The sequence below is a fragment of the Protaetiibacter sp. SSC-01 genome, from assembly GCF_014483895.1.
Classification (GTDB): Bacteria; Actinomycetota; Actinomycetes; order Actinomycetales; family Microbacteriaceae; genus Homoserinibacter.
In genome coordinates, this window is record NZ_CP059987.1 from 2,003,771 (window position 1) to 2,020,582 (window position 16,812).

Annotated in this window: 15 protein-coding genes; 3 read left to right on the top strand and 12 right to left on the bottom strand. The window is 70.7% G+C overall.

Translation table 11 applies throughout. The features are described from left to right. Positions 1-18: 18 nt before the first annotated feature. From H4J02_RS09510 to H4J02_RS09535, 6 genes are all read right to left on the bottom strand, one after another. On the bottom strand, positions 19-1,275 hold the full coding sequence (locus tag H4J02_RS09510) for a glutamate-5-semialdehyde dehydrogenase (RefSeq protein ID WP_187674360.1): 1,257 nt from the start codon (positions 1,273-1,275) through the stop codon (positions 19-21). A 334-nt stretch (positions 1,276-1,609) separates the two neighbouring features. Beyond that, positions 1,610-2,383, bottom strand: a complete 774-nt coding sequence (gene proB, locus H4J02_RS09515) for a glutamate 5-kinase (protein ID WP_187676526.1) — start codon at positions 2,381-2,383, stop codon at positions 1,610-1,612. A 23-nt stretch (positions 2,384-2,406) separates the two neighbouring features. Then, positions 2,407-3,945, bottom strand: a complete 1,539-nt coding sequence (gene obgE, locus H4J02_RS09520; RefSeq protein WP_187674361.1) for a GTPase ObgE — start codon at positions 3,943-3,945, stop codon at positions 2,407-2,409. Positions 3,946-4,060: 115 nt separating this feature from the next. Continuing rightward, positions 4,061-4,315 (bottom strand): 50S ribosomal protein L27, encoded by a 255-nt coding sequence (rpmA, locus tag H4J02_RS09525; RefSeq protein ID WP_187674362.1) that lies wholly within the window; start codon positions 4,313-4,315, stop codon positions 4,061-4,063. A gap of 15 nt (positions 4,316-4,330) precedes the next feature. Next, complete coding sequence (gene rplU, locus H4J02_RS09530; RefSeq protein ID WP_187674363.1) at positions 4,331-4,639, bottom strand: 50S ribosomal protein L21; 309 nt, start codon at positions 4,637-4,639, stop codon at positions 4,331-4,333. A gap of 143 nt (positions 4,640-4,782) precedes the next feature. Continuing rightward, positions 4,783-5,271 (bottom strand): hypothetical protein, encoded by a 489-nt coding sequence (locus H4J02_RS09535; RefSeq protein ID WP_187674364.1) that lies wholly within the window; start codon positions 5,269-5,271, stop codon positions 4,783-4,785. Between the two features lie 64 nt (positions 5,272-5,335). On the opposite strand from H4J02_RS09535, the gene H4J02_RS09540 reads away from it, so the two are divergent. Next, the gene (locus H4J02_RS09540; RefSeq protein WP_187674365.1) at positions 5,336-5,611 is read left to right on the top strand and encodes a DUF4031 domain-containing protein; all 276 of its coding nucleotides are present in this window, start codon (positions 5,336-5,338) and stop codon (positions 5,609-5,611) included. Between the two features lie 170 nt (positions 5,612-5,781). Here H4J02_RS09540 and H4J02_RS09545 read toward each other — a convergent pair whose 3' ends face one another. Then, positions 5,782-8,250 (bottom strand): Rne/Rng family ribonuclease, encoded by a 2,469-nt coding sequence (locus H4J02_RS09545; protein ID WP_187674366.1) that lies wholly within the window; start codon positions 8,248-8,250, stop codon positions 5,782-5,784. Between the two features lie 334 nt (positions 8,251-8,584). On the opposite strand from H4J02_RS09545, the gene H4J02_RS09550 reads away from it, so the two are divergent. After that, complete coding sequence (locus H4J02_RS09550) at positions 8,585-9,253, top strand: vitamin K epoxide reductase family protein (protein ID WP_187674367.1); 669 nt, start codon at positions 8,585-8,587, stop codon at positions 9,251-9,253. Between the two features lie 77 nt (positions 9,254-9,330). Next, a complete protein-coding gene (locus tag H4J02_RS09555; RefSeq protein ID WP_187674368.1) occupies positions 9,331-10,170 on the top strand; it encodes a thioredoxin domain-containing protein in 840 nt (279 codons plus the stop codon). A gap of 94 nt (positions 10,171-10,264) precedes the next feature. On the opposite strand, the gene H4J02_RS09560 is transcribed toward H4J02_RS09555, so the two are convergent. From H4J02_RS09560 to ileS, 5 genes are read right to left on the bottom strand one after another with little or no spacing between them, the layout of a single operon-like run. Beyond that, positions 10,265-11,077, bottom strand: a complete 813-nt coding sequence (locus H4J02_RS09560) for a tyrosine-protein phosphatase (protein WP_187674369.1) — start codon at positions 11,075-11,077, stop codon at positions 10,265-10,267. Then, positions 11,077-11,502, bottom strand: coding sequence for a nucleoside-diphosphate kinase (ndk, locus tag H4J02_RS09565; RefSeq protein WP_187674370.1), 426 nt, complete (start codon positions 11,500-11,502; stop codon positions 11,077-11,079). Before ndk ends, H4J02_RS09560 begins: the two co-directional genes overlap by 1 nt. Continuing rightward, positions 11,499-11,972 (bottom strand): DUF4233 domain-containing protein, encoded by a 474-nt coding sequence (locus H4J02_RS09570; RefSeq protein WP_187674371.1) that lies wholly within the window; start codon positions 11,970-11,972, stop codon positions 11,499-11,501. Before H4J02_RS09570 ends, ndk begins: the two co-directional genes overlap by 4 nt. Next, positions 11,973-13,352, bottom strand: a complete 1,380-nt coding sequence (locus tag H4J02_RS09575; protein WP_187674372.1) for a folylpolyglutamate synthase/dihydrofolate synthase family protein — start codon at positions 13,350-13,352, stop codon at positions 11,973-11,975. Continuing rightward, positions 13,349-16,669 (bottom strand): isoleucine--tRNA ligase, encoded by a 3,321-nt coding sequence (ileS, locus tag H4J02_RS09580; protein ID WP_187674373.1) that lies wholly within the window; start codon positions 16,667-16,669, stop codon positions 13,349-13,351. The genes H4J02_RS09575 and ileS overlap by 4 nt, the downstream gene beginning before the upstream one ends. Between the last annotated feature and the right edge of the window lie 143 nt (positions 16,670-16,812).

Below are 16,812 nucleotides of genomic sequence, written 5' to 3' on the forward strand. Positions count from 1 at the left end.
CTAGCCGGATGCGCGGCCTCAGCCCCGCACCTGGCCCTCGCCGCGCACGATCCACTTCGTGCTCGTCAGCTCGGGCAGGCCCATGGGACCGCGCGCGTGCAGCTTCTGCGTCGAGATGCCGACCTCGGCGCCGAAGCCGAACTCGCCGCCGTCGGTGAAGCGCGTGGAGGCGTTGACCATGACGACGGCCGAGTCGACCTCCGCGAGGAAGCGGTTCGCGGTGGCCATGTCGTTCGTCACGATCGACTCGGTGTGGTGCGTCGAGTAGGTGCGGATGTGCTCGAGCGCCTCGTCGAGGTCGTCGACGACCTTCACGGACAGGTCGAGGCTCATGTGCTCCGTCGACCAGTCGTCGTCGGTGACGGGCACGGCATCCGGGTACAGCTCGCGCGTGCGGTCGTCGCCGTGGATCGTGACGCCGTTGTCGGCGAGCGCCTTCAGCACGGGCGGCAGGAGGCGCTCGGCGGCACCCGTCTCGACGAGGAGCGTCTCGAGGGCGTTGCACACGCTCGGGCGCTGAACCTTCGAGTTGACGGCGATCTCGGTCGCCATCGCCTCGTCGGCGGTCTTGTCGAGGAAGAGGTGCACGACGCCCGCACCCGTCTCGATGACGGGCACCTTAGACTCGCGCACCACCGTGTCGATGAGGTTCGCCGAGCCGCGCGGGATCAGCACGTCGACGAGGCCGCGCGCCTGCATGAGCTGCGTCGCGCCCTCGCGACCGAACTCGTCGATCGTCTGCACGGCATCCGCGGGGAGGCCGACGGATGCGAGCGCGCCCTGGATGAGCTCGACGAGCACGCGGTTCGTGTTCTCGGCTGCGCTGCCGCCGCGAAGCACGACGGCGTTGCCCGACTTGAGCGCGAGCGCGGCGATGTCGATCGTGACGTTGGGGCGCGCCTCGTAGATGGCGCCGACGACGCCGAACGGCACGCGCACCTGGGTGAGCTGGAGGCCGTTGGGGAGCGTGGAGCCGCGCAGCACGGTGCCGACGGGGTCGGGCAGAGCGATGATGTCACGCGTCGCGGCGGCGAGGCCCGCGAGGCGGCTCTCGTCGAGGCGCAGGCGGTCTTGCAGTCCCTGCGACATGTCGTTCTCGCGACCGTTCGCGAGGTCGAGCTCGTTCGCGGGCAGGATGCGGGCGGCGCCCTCCTCGACGGCGCGCGCGATGGCCTCGAGGCCCGCGTTCTTCTGCGACGTCGACGCCTGCGCGAGGGCGATGGATGCGGTGCGTGCTGCGGTGAGCTTGTCGTCGAGTGCGGCTGTGGCGACCATGCCGCGAGTCTATCGATCGCTCGTTCGGCCAAACGCTGCAGCGCTTGCCAGCCCGCGGCAGGCATTTCTGTAGCGCGTGGTGCATCGCTGTAGCGGACGGCGCATCCCCGCCGGCGGCGTCGCGCGCGCTTCTGTGTGGCGCGGCTCGCGATGAGCGCTCACGGCGCCGCGCAGTTTGCTGGTGCCCCACGCGGCGGAGTCGGCGCCCCCTGCGGCCTCGCTGGCGCCCCGTCACACGGCTCAGCGCCTCCCGCTACACCGTTTGGCCCCGGGCGCCCGTCATCTCGAGCGCCCGGGGGCAACCGCTATAGCGTTTGGCACCGTACCGGGCGGGTCAGCGGGGGGCGGGTTCGAACCAGGTGCCCGTGGGCTCGCCCGAGAGCGCCGCGGCGACGTTCGCGGTCGAGGCGAGGAGCACCGCCGTGCCGGCCCCGGCGGCGAGCTTCGCGGCCGCGATCTTCGTGCCCGCTCCCCCGGTGCCGACGCCGGCGGCCCCGATGTCGCCGAGCTCGACACCGGCGAGATCGTCGGCGAACGGCACGTGCGCGATGGGCTTCGCGCCGGGCTCGTGCGGCGGGCGCGTGTAGAGCGCGTCGACGTCCGAGAGCAGCACGAGCAGGTCGGCCCCCACGAGCTCCGACACGAGCGCCGCGAGGCGGTCGTTGTCGCCGAAGCGGATCTCGTGCGTCGCCACCGTATCGTTCTCGTTGACGATCGGCAGGATGCGCAGGCCGAGCAGGCGCTCCATCGCGCGCTGGGCGTTCGAGCGGTGCGTGGGATTCTCGAGGTCGCCCGCCGTCAGCAGCACCTGCCCGGCGACGATCTTGTAGCGGCGCAGCGACTGCTGGTAGCGGTAGATGAGCACGTTCTGACCGACCGCCGCGGCGGCCTGCTGCGTCGCGAGGTCGCTCGGGCGCGCGTCCAGCTGCAGGTACGGCATGCCGGTCGCGATGGCGCCCGACGACACGAGCACGACCTCCGCGCCGCGCGCGTGCGCGGATGCGAGGGCGTCGACGAGCGGCTCGATCTGGCCGACGTTCGCACCCGAGATGGAGCTCGAGCCGACCTTCACGACGATGCGCTTGGCATCCGTCACCGCGGTCCGCAGACCCTGCGTCGCGAGAGCTTCGGTCACCGACCCTCCCAGATCACTTCCACGTCGCCGTCGTCGGGCTCGTCGTCTTCGTCGTCGGTCCACAGGCCGGCCTCGCGCTCGGCCTCGAGCTCGGCGCGCGCGGCCGCCTTGGCGTCCATGCGCTCGTGGTAGAGCTCGCGGCGCTCAGCGCGCGTGAGGCGCGCGTTGTCGTCGAGGCGCGCATCCGTCCCCCGGGGGCTCGTGATGAGCTCGGCCGTGGAGGTGAGCGTCGGCTCCCAGTCGAAGACCATCTGGCCGATCATGACCGTCGAGCCGGGCACGGCGCCCTTCTCGAAGAGCTCCTCCTCGACGCCGAGCTTCGCGAGCCGGTCGGCGAGGTAGCCGACGGCCTCGTCGTTCGTGAAGTCGGTCTGCTCGACCCAGCGCTCGGGCTTCGCGCCGACGACCCGGTAGACCGTCTCGGTGCCGCCCTCGACGCGCACCTCGAACTGCGCCTCATCGACCGCCCGGGGACGGATGACGATGCGCGCGGGCGGGGGCGTCGCGGCCTTCGCGGCGCGGTCGGCTTCGACGAGCTCGGCGAGCGCGAACGACAGCTGGCGCAGACCCGAGTGGCTCACGGCGGAGACCTCGAAGACGCGGTAGCCGCGCTCCTCGAGCATGGGGCGCACGAAGTCGGCGAGCTCCTGCGCATCGGGCACGTCGACCTTGTTGAGCGCGATGAGCTGCGGGCGCTCGAGCAGGGGCGTCTGGCCCTCCGGCACCGGGTAGGCGCCGAGCTCGCCCAGGATGATGTCGAGGTCGCTGATCGGGTCGCGGCCCGGCTCGAGCGTGGCGCAGTCGAGCACGTGCAGGAGCGCCGAGCAGCGCTCGACGTGGCGCAGGAACTCGAGGCCGAGGCCCTTCCCCTCGCTCGCGCCCTCGATGAGGCCGGGCACGTCGGCGATCGTGTAGCGCGTGTCGCCCGCCTCGACGACGCCGAGGTTCGGGTGCAGGGTCGTGAAGGGGTAGTCGGCGATCTTCGGCTTCGCCGCGGAGAGCGCGGCGATGAGGCTCGACTTGCCCGCGCTCGGGTAGCCGACGAGCGCGACATCCGCGACCGTCTTGAGCTCGAGCACGACGTCACCCTCCCAGCCGAGCGTGCCGAGCAGCGCGAAGCCGGGCGCCTTGCGCTTGGTCGTCGCGAGCGCAGCGTTGCCGAGGCCGCCCTGGCCGCCCTCCGCGACGACGACGCGCATCCCGGGCTCCACGAGGTCGGCGAGCTGCACGCCGTCGGGCGTCGAGACGACCGTGCCGACGGGGACGGGCAGCACGAGCTCCTCGCCCGCATAGCCGGAGCGGTGGTCGCCCATGCCGGGGCCGCCGTTGCCGCTCGAACGGTGCGGGGCACGGTGGTAGTTGAGCAGCGTCGTGACCTGCGGGTCGGCGACGAGCACGATGTCGCCGCCGTGCCCGCCGTTGCCGCCGTCGGGGCCCGCGAGGGGCTTGAACTTCTCGCGGCGCACCGACACGCATCCGTTGCCGCCGTGGCCCGCGCGCAGGTGCAGCGTCACCTGGTCGACGAACGTCGCCATGCGCTCCTCCTGCTCTCCGGCCCTCGGCCGATCCGTCTGTACAAACAGCGAAGGGCGAGCCTCAGCCCGCCCTTCGCGAAACCCCTGTACGGGGAAGTATCGGTCGCCCGGGCGACTACGCCGGGGTGACGATGTTGACGACCTTGCGGCCGCCCTTGTTGCCGAACTCGACGGCGCCGGCCTCGAGGGCGAACAGCGTGTCGTCGCCACCGCGGCCGACGTTCGCGCCGGGGTGGAAGTGGGTGCCGCGCTGGCGGACGATGATCTCGCCGGCCTTGACGACCTGGCCGCCGAAGCGCTTCACGCCGAGGCGCTGAGCGTTCGAGTCGCGACCGTTACGGGTGGACGATGCGCCCTTCTTGTGTGCCATGTCTGCAGCCCCTGCTTACTTGATGCCGGTGATCTTGACGCGGGTGAGCTCCGAGCGGTGGCCCTGGCGCTTCTTGTACCCGGTCTTGTTCTTGAACTTCTGGATGACGATCTTCTTGCCGCGCTCGTGGCCGATGACCTCGGCGGTCACCTTGACCTTGGCGAGGGCCTTCTCGTCGTGCGTGATCGTGTCACCGTCGACGAAGAGAACGGGGGTGAGCTCGATCTTGCCGCCCTGGTCGGCCTTGACGCGGTCGAGCACGACGACCGTGCCCACCTCGACCTTCTCCTGCCGGCCACCGGCGCGCACAACTGCGTAAACCACGTGAGTTCCTTACGTATGGATGGAAGTCTGTCGCGTCACCGAGTCGGGAGGACGCGGAAAGCGCGGGGTATCGAATGCGGGCTAGAAACCCGCAGACACCAAGGGTCAAGAATACCCGACGACGGGTGATCCGGCAAACGCGGTCAGAGGCGGGCGCCGCGGGCGATAACCCATTGCGCGAGCACGACCAGCATCACGAGTGGCGCGAGCGCGAGCGTCGCACCCCATACGCCCGCAAAGGGCGAGATCGGCAGCGCACCGTAGTCGGCGAGGCGGAGGCCCGAGGCGATGATCTGATAGCCGAAGGTGGCGATCGCCGACACGACGACGCCTGCGAAAGCCGCCGCAAGACCTCGCGCGAGCACGAGCAGCAGGCGAGCGCCGGCATCCGCGGGCCACAGCCACAGCAGCAGGAACACGCCGAGCGCATGCGGCACGACGTTGAAGAGCAGGGAATTCCCGGCGTACACGAGGTAGTAGCCGGAGTCGGTGGCACCCTGAACGACGGCGTCGACGAGCACGAGGAGGATCTCGAGCACCGCGATCGCGGCGACGACAGCCGCGACAACGAGCGCGGCACGTGGGTTCCGTGCGGCGGTGGTGGTGGTGGCGACGGGACTCTGTGATGTCATCGCACGCTCCTAAGATCGCGACGAGGCGGTTGCCTCAGCCTAGGCCGGAACGGAGGGAATCTCGATGATTCTCATCGACGAGGCGATCTGGCCGAACCACGGCACCGTGTGGGGGCACCTCGTCTCGGACACCTCGCTCGACGAGCTGCACGCCTTCGCGCGTCGCGCCGGCATCCCGGAGCGCGGCTTCGACAACGACCACTACGACTACCCGATCGAGCGCCGCGAGGCCCTCATCGCGCTCGGCGCAGAGCCCGTCACCGCGCGCGAGCTGCTGCGCCGGCTGCAGGCCGCCGGTCTGCGGGTTCGTCAGCGCGACAAGGGCCCCAAGGGGGTCTGACCTCCTCACGGGTCCCGAGTGCGCGAAACAGCCCCAGGGCGCACTCCTGCCACTCCGGCAACGCGGACTCCTCGAGATGGGAACCCGGGGTCCTTGAGACAGGAACCCGAAACGGGAAACCGGGCCCCCTGAGTAGGGAGCCCGGGTTCCGGTCGTGTTGGAGGAGCGGCTCAGCTCGCGGCGTCGGGCGAACCCGCGGCCGACGACGCACGACGCGAGCGACGCGAACGTCCCTGCCCCGGCTTCTTCGGCTCCGGGAGCGCGTCGAGCACCGAGCCGAGCACGGCATCCGGGTCGACGACGGGGCGCGGCTGCTCGGTGCGCACCGGCTCGATCGGGATGTCGAGGATCTCGACGGGCGCCGCCGCGACGGCCTCGGCGACCTTCTCGGCCGGCAGCACGATGGGCGTCGTGTCGGTCGGCTGGTCGTCGTGGTGCACCGTCTTCGCCGCGATCTTCGCGAGCGCGTTCTTGACGTCATCGGTGATCTCGTGCGTGCCGGTCGTCTTGGGAGCGGATGCGGGCGCCGCCCCTCCCCCGTTGCCGCCGCCGTTGCCGCCGCGGCCGCGACGACCGCGACCCGACGACGACGACGACTGCTCGTTCTGCTGACCGCCGCGGTGCTTGAACACCGGGTCGTGGTGCACGATGAGGCCGCGACCGGCGCACACGTCGCACGTCTCGCTGAACGACTCGAGCAGCCCGAGGCCGAGCTTCTTGCGCGTCATCTGCACGAGACCGAGCGAGGTGACCTCGGCCACCTGGTGCTTCGTGCGGTCGCGAGAGAGGCACTCGACGAGGCGACGCAGCACGAGGTCGCGGTTCGACTCGAGCACCATGTCGATGAAGTCGACGACGATGATGCCGCCGATGTCGCGCAGCCGCAGCTGGCGCACGATCTCCTCGGCGGCCTCGAGGTTGTTCTTGGTGACGGTCTCCTCGAGGTTGCCGCCCGAACCCACGAACTTGCCCGTGTTGACGTCGACGACGGTCATCGCCTCGGTGCGGTCGATGATGAGCGACCCACCCGAGGGCAGCCACACCTTGCGCTCGAGGGCCTTCTCGATCTGCTCGGTGATGCGGTACTTGTCGAAGCTGTCGACCTCGTCGGCGTAGCGCTCGACGCGGTCGAGCAGGTCGGGGGCGACCGCCGAGAGGTACTTCTCGATCGTCGCCTGCGCGTCGTCGCCCGCGATGATGAGCTTCTGGAAGTCCTCGTTGAAGACGTCACGCACGATCTTGAGCAGGAGGTCGGGCTCCGAGTGCAGGAGCGCCGGGGCCTGCTGCGTCTCGACCGCGCGCTCGATCTCGGCCCACTGGGCGGTGAGACGCTGCACGTCGAGCGTCAGCTGCTCCTCGGTGGCGCCCTCCGCGGCGGTGCGCACGATGACGCCCGCGTCATCCGGCAGCACCTCCTTGAGGATCTTCTTGAGGCGCGCGCGCTCGGTGTCGGGCAGCTTGCGGCTGATGCCGTTCATCGAACCGCCGGGCACGTACACGAGGTAGCGGCCGGGCAGGCTCACCTGGCTCGTGAGTCGGGCGCCCTTGTGGCCGACCGGGTCTTTCGTGACCTGCACGAGCACGCGGTCGCCGGGCTTGAGCGCGAGCTCGATGCGGCGGGGCTGGTTCTTGGCGTCGCCCTCCTGGTTGGCCGCGGCGGCCTCCCAGTCGACCTCGCCCGAGTAGAGCACGGCGTTGCGGCCGCGGCCGATGTCGACGAACGCCGCCTCCATGCTCGGCAGCACGTTCTGCACGCGGCCGAGGTAGACGTTGCCGATGAGGCTCGCATCCTGCGCCCGCGCGACGTAGTGCTCGACGAGCACGCCGTCCTCGAGCACGCCGATCTGGATGCGGCCGAACTTCGAGCGCACGACCATGACGCGGTCGACCGACTCGCGGCGCGCGAGGAACTCGGCCTCGGTGATGACGGGACGGCGGCGACCGGCGTCGCGGCCGTCGCGGCGGCGCTGCTTCTTCGCCTCGAGACGCGTCGATCCCTTGACCTTCTGGGGCTCGGTGATGGGCTCCGGCTGCTTGCGCGGCTGACGCACCTTCGTGACGGCGTTCGGGGCGTCGTCGCCCTCACGCGGCGCCTCGCCCGAGCGGCGGCGGTTGCGGCGGCGCGACGCACCCCCGGATGCCTCCTCATCGTCGGGCACGACCGGCGCGACGCCCACGGGCGGGGGCGGCGGCGCCTGGAAGATGAGGTCGAACGGCGAGAGCGGCGTCGGCACGACGGGCGCCTGCTGCTCGGGCTCGGCTGCAGCCTCGGGAGCTGCGGCGGCCTCGGGCTCGGTCGCGGCGGCCTCGGATGCGGCGGCCTCGGATGCGGCGGGCTCGGATGCGGCGGGCTCGGATGTCGCAGGCTCGGATGCTGCGGGCGCCTCGGCCTCGGCGGCGGGTCCGTCGGCGTCGGCAGCCGGAGCGTCGGCGGCGGGAGCCCCAGCGGCGGGAGCCTCGACAGCCGGACCCTCGGCGGCAGGCGCCTCGGCATCCGTCTTCTTGCGGCCGCGACCGCGACCGAAGCGCTTGGGCTTCTCCGTCTTCTCCGTCTTCTCTGCCTTCTCGGCAGAGCCGGCCTCCGCGGGCGCGGGCTCTGAGTTCCCGGTAGGAACCTCGGGTACGTCGTTCTCCACCATCTCTGGTGCTCCTCATCCGGGGAGGCCGCGCCGGCCCCGGGTACTCTCGTGCCTCTCACGCGCTCGGCGGGAGGCGAATCCTTCATCGGTCCCGCGACCCGCACCTCGCTGAGCGTCGGTGGGTCGCGTGCGCCCTCTCACAGCGCCGGCACTGTCACTGCCGCCGGAACTGGCTATCCGTCGTCGATGTCTTCCCGCGCGGCGGGAGCATCCGTTGGCCCGGTGATGCCCGGTCAAGCTCTGTTGGTCGGCCCGCTGGGGGCGACTGCGACGATTATCGCACGTCGATGCCGTTCACGGCATTTCCTTATGCACGGCGTGGCAGGATCGGCTCATGACCGACGCCGTCGCCACCACCGACCCCGAGCTGGATCCGGAGTTCGACGACGAGCTCGACGAGGTCGCGGCGGCGACGAAGCGCCGCCCGTGGATCTTCGGTCTCTGGCTCCTCATCGGGGGCCTCATCGGCGAGTTCGCGGCGTTCATGCTCACGATCGAGAAGTTCGAGGTGCTGCGCGACCCGGATGCGGCCCTCAGCTGCAACGTGAGCGTCTTCGTGCAGTGCGGCAAGAACCTCGAGTCATGGCAGGGCGCGGTCTTCGGGTTCCCGAACCCGATCATCGGCCTCATCGCCTGGATGGCCCCCGTCCTCATGGGTGTCGCCGTGCTCGCGGGCGTCAAGTTCCCCCGCTGGTGGTGGATCGCCTTCAACGCGGGCGTCGCCCTCGCGGTCGTGTTCGTCATCTGGCTCGCGAGCCAGTCGATCTTCGCGCCCAACCTGCGCACGATCTGCCCCTACTGCCTGCTCACCTGGACCGTGACCTACCCGACGTTCCTCGCCGTGACGTTCCGCAACATGGCGGAGGGCGTGTTCGGCGAGGGCGCGCGCCGGCCCGGCAAGGCGCTCCTCGGGTGGGTCGCCCCCATCACGCTCGTGATCCTCGTGGTCATCCTCGGCATCGCGCAGCTGCAGTTCCCCGTCATCCAGAGCCTCTTCCTCTGAGACCGGGCGCCCGCCCCGAATAGACTCCACTCGACGTTCCCAGCCACATCCGATTCCGACACAGCAGGATTCCACCCGTGACCAACGCGCCCCGACCGACCAAGAACCAGCGCCGCGAAGAAGCGCGCGAAGCCGCCCGCCTCGCCCGCGAGAAGCAGCTCAAGCGCCAGAAGACGCTCAAGTGGCTCATCCCGACCATCGCATCCGTCGCGATCCTCGCGATCGTCGGCGGTGTCGTGTGGGCCGTCATCGCGTTCCAGCCGCCGCCCAAGAAGGAGGCCGGCCCCGCGAACATGATCAGCGACGGCATCGTCTTCGAGGCCGACGGCGAGGGCGACATCCAGTACGTGCCCACGAAGGCCATCGCGAAGGGCGGCGACCCCGTCGCGACCGAGCCCCGCGACGGCCTGCTCAACATCATCACGTACGTGGACTTCTCGTGCCCCGCGTGCAAGAACTTCGAGGCGGCGTACTCCGAGAGCATCCGCCAGATGGTCGCCGAGGGCGACGCGACGCTCGAGGTGCGCCCCATCGCGATCCTCGACTACCGCGGCTACACGACCGACTACGCGACGCGCGTCAACAACGCCGGCGCGTGCGTCGCGAACTACGCGCCCGAGAGCTTCCTCGACGTCATGGACGCGCTCTTCGCGGGCCAGCCCAGCGAGGGCGGTCCCGGCCTCGGCAACTCCGCGATCCTCGACATCGTGAAGAGCACGGGCCTCGACGACGCCGACGTGAACGAGTGCGTGCTCAACGTGAGCTTCAGCCCGTGGGTCAAGTCGGCCACGCAGCGCTCGTCGCAGAACGGCGTCTCCGGCACCCCGACGGTGCTCGTCAACGGCACCAAGTGGGACGCCCAGAACGTCGCCTTCGAGGACTTCATCGCCTCGGAGACCGCGAAGCTCGAGAGCTGAGCCGCAGCGCATACGCGAGAACCCCCGCCGTCCTCCGGGACGGCGGGGGTTCTTCGTGGTTTCGATACGCGTGCGGCCTGCTGCCGCCCGCTACTCAACCAACGGGGACCAGCAGCAGCTCGCGGAGGCGCTCCTGATCATCCGGGCCGATGCCGAGGCCGTCGGCGAAGTAGCTCTCGATCGTGCCGAACTCGGCGCGCATCGTGATGAACGCCTCGTCGAGGTAGCTGCGGTCGACGCCGAGCACCGGGATGAGCAGCTCGCGCGGGGCGCCGTGCTGCTCGAAGCGGCGGAACAGCGGCTCGAGGGCGGGCAGCAGCTGCTCGTTCGTGAGCAGGTACTCGCGGTACACGTCCTCCTCCGAGACCCCGAGCAGCGTCAGCAGCGCGGCGGTCGCCCAGCCCGTGCGGTCCTTGCCGGTCGTGCAGTGGTAGAGCACGGGCAGGTCGGCCTCGTCGAGCAGCAGGCGGGAGAACGACGAGAGGCCGCGCCGCGCGCTCGGCAGGGTGATGAACTCGCGGTACGCGTTGCGCATCGCCTCGTGGCCGTCCCCGCGCTCGAGGAACTGCAGCGCCGTGGCCGGCGAGCGGAAGAACGCCTCCATCTGCGCCGGCACCGCGATCGCCGAGTCGGCGAGCACGTCCTCGAGCAGGGTGCGCACGCCCTCGAGCACGCGGTCAGGCCGGCTCTCGCGCTCGACGCGCGTGCGGAAGTCGACGACGCAGCGGATGCCGAGCGCACCGAGCCGCCCGGCATCCGCGTCGTCGAGGCGGTCGAGCGCCGTCGAGCGGAACAGCACGCCCGTGCGAACGCGACGGCCGTCGGCCGTGGGCCAGCCGCCCGCGTCGCGCAGATTCGGCAGGGTCCGGAGGAGGATCGCCTCCCCCGGCCCCGAGAGCTCGGGCATCAGCGAGCGGGGAACCAGAGGGCCAGCTCGCGCGCCGCCGACTCGGGCGAGTCGGAGCCGTGCACGAGGTTCTGCTGCACCTTGAGGCCCCAGTCGCGGCCGAGGTCACCGCGGATCGTGCCGGGCGCCGCCGAGGTCGGGTCGGTCGTGCCGGCGAGGGCGCGGAAGCCCTCGATGACGCGGTTGCCCGCGACGCGCATCGCGACGACGGGGCCCGACTGCATGAACTCGACGAGCGGCTCGTAGAACGGCTTGCCCTCGTGCTCCTCGTAGTGGGCGGCGAGCAGCTCGCGGTCGGCCTGCAGCATCCGGATGTCGACGAGCGAGTAGCCCTTCGCCTCGATGCGGCGCAGGATCTCGCCCGTGAGCCCGCGGGCCACGCCGTCGGGCTTCACGATCACGAGGGTCTCTTCGACAGCGGTCACGGTGCGTCTCCTTCGGTTGCGGATGCGGTGGTCGGGGTGTCGGATGCGGCGGTGTCGGATGCGGCGCGCTCGGACGCGGCGGTGTCGGATGCGGCACGCTCGGCGAGCCACGCGGCCTTCGCCTTGTCGATCTGGCGACCGCGCACGTAGCAGTAGACCCACAGGGCAGTGAACGCGGCGCCGACGAGGAACATCATGGGCTCGAGGAAGCCCGTCGCGATGATCGCGAGCTGGAGCACGGCGCCCGTCCAGACGCCCCACGTCCAGCGCTGCACGCCCGCGACGAGCACGAGCACGACGATGAAGATGGCGCCGTAGACGAGCGCGAGCCAGTCCGGGTCGAGGCGGTCGAGGCCGAAGACGACCATCGCGGCGAAGAACATCATCGCCGCCTCGAGGCCGAGAGTGATCGTGAGAAGCGTCTCGGTGAGCGAGCGCTCACGCCGCGCGCGGGTGCGGGTGCGGGCCATCTACTTCCAGCCCTCCGCCTCGGCGAGCTCGATGACCTCGCCGACGAGCGTGATCGAGCCCGTCACGACGACGGCGCGGCGGGGCGACTGCGCCGCCCATGCGCGCGCGGCGTCCATGGCATCCGGAAGCGTCTCGTGTACGAGCACCGCGTCGGGCGCGACGTCTTCGCGCACGATGTCGGCGAGCTCGTCGGCGGGGATCGCGCGATCGGACCCGGACTCCGTGACGTCGACGCGCGCCGCGAGCGCCGCGAGCTCGCGCACGATGCCGTGGGCGTCCTTGTCGGCGAGCACGCCGAGCACGAACGCGAACTCGTCGAAGTCGAAGTACTCGCGCAGCGCCGCGGCGAGCGCGGCCGCGCCGTGCGGGTTGTGGGCGGCATCGACGAGCACTGTCGGCTCGATGCCGACGAGCTGCAGTCGACCGGGCGAGGTGACCTGACCGAGGCCCTCGGCCACGACATCCTGGTCGAGCGCGACCGTGCCGTCGCCCAGGAACGACTCGACGGCCGCGACCGCGACGGCGGCGTTCTGCGCCTGGTGGTCGCCGTAGAGCGGCAGGAACACGTCGCGGTAGCGGCCCACGCGGCCGCGGATGTCGACGAGCTGGCCGCCGACGGCGACCGTCGTCGACTCGAGCGCGAAGTCGACGCGCTCGATCGACACGTGCGCCTCGTCGCGGGCGGCCGCCTCGCGCAGCTCGTCCATCGCCTCGATCGACTGGATCGCCGTGACGACGGACGCGGCGGGCTTGATGATGCCGGCCTTCGTGCGCGCGATCTCGGCGACGGTGTCACCGAGGCGCTTCGTGTGGTCGAGCGCGATGGGCGTGAAGACCGCGACCTGGCCGTCGGCGACATTCGTGGAGTCCCACTCGCCGCCCATGCCGACCTCGAGGATCACGACGTCGACGGGCGCGTCGGCGAAGCTCGCGAACGCGAGCACCGTGAGCGCCTCGAAGAAGGTCAGCGTCTCCTCGCCGTTCGCGGTGAGCTCGGCGTCGACCATGAGCAGGTAGGGCTGGATGTCGTCCCAGTTGCGCGCGAACGCTTCGTCGCTGATGGGCTCGCCGTCGATCATGATGCGCTCGGTGACGCGTTCGAGGTGCGGGCTCGTGAGGAGGCCCGTGCGGAGCCCCGTCGCGCGCAGGAGCGACTCGATCATGCGGCTCGTCGAGGTCTTGCCGTTGGTGCCGGTGATGTGCACGACGGGCGCCGCCCGGTGCACGTCGCCGAGCAGCTCGACGGCGCGACGGGTCGGCTCGAGCCGCGGCTGCGGCGCGGCCTCGCCCACGCGTCCGAGCAGCTGCTCGTAGGCCGCGTCGGCGGCCTTGCGGTGCTCCGCTGCCTCGAAGTCCGGCGCCTCCGGGTCGTCCGTCATGCTCGGTTCACCTCGATCGTCACGGCGGAGGCGTCGCCCACCGGCGTCTCTCCCCCCTCAGCCTCACCGACGACGAGGTCGGTCGCAAGCGTCTCCCCCGCGATGAGCTCGCGGTGCGCCTCGATCGCGGCCACGGCATCCGCGTCTCCCGTGAGGGTGAGACGGATGCGGTCGGTGACCTCGAGCCCGGCGTCCTTGCGGGCCTGCTGCACGACGCGCACGACGTCGCGCGCGAGGCCCTCGGCCGCGAGCTCGGGGGTCACGTTCGTGTCGAGCACGACGAAACCGCCCGACGACAGGAACGCGATGGCGCTCGACGCGTCGGCGACGGTGAGCTCGAGCTCGTACTCGCCCTCCTGCAGCGCGACGCCGCCCGCGACGACCGAGTCGCCATCGGCGCCTGCTTCGACTGCCCAGTCCCCGGCCTTCGACGCCTGGATGACGCGCTGCACGTCCTTGCCGATGCGCGGCCCGAGGGCGCGCGCGTTGACGGTGAGGCGGCGCGTGATGCCGTAGTCGTCGAGGCTCGAGTCGGCGAGCGGCACGAGGTCGAGCGCCTTGACGTTGAGCTCGTCGCGCACGATGTCGGCGAAGCCCGCGAGCGCCTCCGCGTCGGGCGCGACGATCGTGAGCTTCGCGAGCGGCAGACGCACACGCAGCTGACGGGCCTTGCGCAGCGCGAGCCCCGACGAGGCGACCTCGCGCACGCGGTCCATCGTGCGCACGAGCTCGGTGTCGACGGGGAACTCGGATGCGTCGGGCCAGTCTTCGAGGTGCACGCTGCGGCCGCCCGTGAGCCCGCGCCAGATCTCCTCGCTCACGAGCGGGAGCAGCGGGGCCGCGAGGCGCGTGAACGTCTCGAGCACCGTGAAGAGCGTGTCGAACGCGTCGCGGTCGTCGCCCGCCCAGAAGCGGTCGCGGCTGCGACGCACGTACCAGTTGGTGAGCACCTCGGCGAACTCGCGCAGCGCCTCGGCGGCGAGCGGGGTGTCGAAGTCCTCGAGCCGCGCCGTGACCTCGTGGATGGCGTCGCGCGTCTTCGCGAGCAGGTAGCGGTCGAGGGGGTGCGCCGAGTCGGTGCGGCGGCGCGCGGTGTAACCGGCGTGGTCTCGAGACGCGTCGCCCTCCGGGCGGCGCTCCTCGACCAGCTTCGATGCCGAGTTGGCGTAGAGGGTGAAGAAGTAGTAGCTCGACCACAGCGGCAGCATGACTTCGCGCACGCCCTGGCGGATGCCCTCCTCCGTGACGACGAGGTTGCCGCCGCGGATGACGGAACCCGACAGCAGGAACCAGCGCATGGCATCCGCGCCGTCGCGGTCGAAGACCTCCGACACGTCGGGGTAGTTGCGCAGCGACTTCGACATCTTCTGGCCGTCGGAGCCGAGCACGATGCCGTGGCTCAGCACGTTCTTGTAGGCCGGGCGGTCGAAGAGCGCCGTCGCGAGCACGTGCATGACGTAGAACCAGCCGCGCGTCTGGCCGATGTACTCGACGATGAAGTCGGCGGGGTTGTGCCCCGGCTCCCCCTCGACACCGTCGAACCACTCGCGGTTCTCGAACGGGTAGTGCACCTGCGCGAACGGCATCGAGCCCGAGTCGAACCACACGTCGAGCACGTCCTCGATGCGACGCATGACCGACGTGCCCGTGGGGTCGTCGGGGTTCGGGCGCGTGAGGTCGTCGATGTACGGGCGGTGCAGGTTCACCTCGCCGTTCTCGTCGCGCGGCAGAGTGCCGAAGTCGCGCTCGAGCTCCTCGAGCGAACCGTAGACGTCGACGCGCGGGTACTCGGGGTCGTCCGACTTCCACACCGGGATGGGGCTGCCCCAGTAGCGGTTGCGGCTCACCGACCAGTCGCGCGCGTTCGCGAGCCACTTGCCGAACTGGCCGTGCTTGACGTTCTCGGGCACCCAGTTGATCTGCTCGTTGAGCTCGATCATGCGGTCCTTGAACTCGGGCACGCGCACGAACCAGCTCGAGACCGCCTTGTAGATGAGCGGCTTGCGGCAGCGCCAGCAGTGCGGGTAGCTGTGCTCGTAGCTCTTGAGCTGCAAGAGGCGCTTCTCCGCGCGCAGCTTCTGGATGAGCGGCTTGTTGGCCTCGTCCCAGCGGAGCCCCGCGACATCCGTCACGGCCGGCAGGAAGCGGCCGCCGTCGTCGAGCGACAAGATGACGGGGATGCCGGCCGCGGCGCTCGTGACCTGGTCGTCCTCGCCGTAGGCGGGCGCCTGGTGCACGATGCCCGTGCCCTCGCCCGTCGCGACGTACTCGGCGACGAGGATCTGGAACGCCTCCGGCCCGTACGCGTCGGCGTAGTAGTCCCACAGGAAGTCGTAGCGGATGCCGCCGAGCTCGGCGCCCGTGAAGCGGCGCTCCTCGACCGCGGCGAGCGCGGCAGCGGCATCCGGGTACCCGAGGTCCTTCGCGTACGACGCGACCGTGTCGGCGGCGAGGAGGAAGCGCGCGGCGTCGCCCTCGAGGCCGTTCGCTGCGCCGTTCGGCCCGGCGGGAACGACGACGTAGACGATCTCGGGGCCGACCGCGAGGGCGGCGTTCGTGGGGAGGGTCCACGGGGTCGTCGTCCAGGCGAGCGCGTTGACGGCGGTGAGGCCGAGCACCTCCGCCTTCTCGCCCACGAGCGGGAAGGTCACGGTGACCGACTGGTCCTGGCGCTGCTGGTAGACGTCGTCGTCCATGCGCAGCTCATGGTTCGAGAGCGGCGTCTCGTCGTTCCAGCAGTACGGCAGCACGCGGAAGCCCTCGTAGGCGAGGCCCTTGTCGTAGAGCTGCTTGAACGCCCAGATGACGGACTCCATGAAGCTCACGTCGAGCGTCTTGTAGTCGTTCTCGAAGTCGACCCAGCGCGCCTGACGCGTGACGTAGTCCTGCCACTCCTGCGTGTAGTGCAGCACCGACTCGCGCGCCTTCGCGTTGAAGACGCCGACGCCCATCTCCTCGATCTCGTCCTTGGTCGTGATGCCGAGCTGGCGCATCGCCTCGAGCTCCGCGGGGAGGCCGTGGGTGTCCCAGCCGAAGCGGCGGTGCACCTGCTTGCCGCGCATCGTCTGGAAGCGCGGGAAGACGTCCTTGGCGTAGCCCGTGAGCAGGTGGCCGTAGTGCGGCAGGCCGTTCGCGAAGGGCGGGCCGTCGTAGAACACCCACTCGGGGTCGCCCGCGCGGGCGTCGACGGAGGCCTCGAAGGTGCCGTCGGCCTTCCAGAAGGCGAGGATCTGCTTCTCGATCTCGGGGAAGCGCGGCGAGGCGGGAACGCCCTCGCCCCGAGCGTCGTCGGGCGTCGCGTTGCGGGGGTAGCTCATCCGTGGGTCCTGGTTCGTCTCGTGGGTGCATGCACACGAGGACGACGGATGCCGCGGTACCACCTCGTTTGCCGGTCTCCGCGCGGAGGCCGACCGCTCATTCACGCGATGACGGGCGCACCCGCTCGGTTCTACTGCCGCCT

Excerpts from the sequence above, each read along its gene's own strand:
- H4J02_RS09510 (WP_187674360.1), bottom strand. The coding sequence starts at position 1,275 with ATGGTCGCCACAGCCGCACTCGACGACAAGCTCACCGCAGCACGCACC.
- obgE (WP_187674361.1), bottom strand. The coding sequence starts at position 3,945 with ATGGCGACGTTCGTCGACCAGGTGACGCTGCACCTGCGCGCGGGCCAC.
- rpmA (WP_187674362.1), bottom strand. The coding sequence starts at position 4,315 with ATGGCACACAAGAAGGGCGCATCGTCCACCCGTAACGGTCGCGACTCG.
- H4J02_RS09535 (WP_187674364.1), bottom strand. The coding sequence starts at position 5,271 with ATGACATCACAGAGTCCCGTCGCCACCACCACCACCGCCGCACGGAAC.
- H4J02_RS09540 (WP_187674365.1), top strand. The coding sequence starts at position 5,336 with ATGATTCTCATCGACGAGGCGATCTGGCCGAACCACGGCACCGTGTGG.
- H4J02_RS09545 (WP_187674366.1), bottom strand. The coding sequence starts at position 8,250 with ATGGTGGAGAACGACGTACCCGAGGTTCCTACCGGGAACTCAGAGCCC.
- H4J02_RS09550 (WP_187674367.1), top strand. The coding sequence starts at position 8,585 with ATGACCGACGCCGTCGCCACCACCGACCCCGAGCTGGATCCGGAGTTC.
- H4J02_RS09560 (WP_187674369.1), bottom strand. The coding sequence starts at position 11,077 with ATGCCCGAGCTCTCGGGGCCGGGGGAGGCGATCCTCCTCCGGACCCTG.
- H4J02_RS09570 (WP_187674371.1), bottom strand. The coding sequence starts at position 11,972 with ATGGCCCGCACCCGCACCCGCGCGCGGCGTGAGCGCTCGCTCACCGAG.
- H4J02_RS09575 (WP_187674372.1), bottom strand. The coding sequence starts at position 13,352 with ATGACGGACGACCCGGAGGCGCCGGACTTCGAGGCAGCGGAGCACCGC.
- ileS (WP_187674373.1), bottom strand. The coding sequence starts at position 16,669 with ATGAGCTACCCCCGCAACGCGACGCCCGACGACGCTCGGGGCGAGGGC.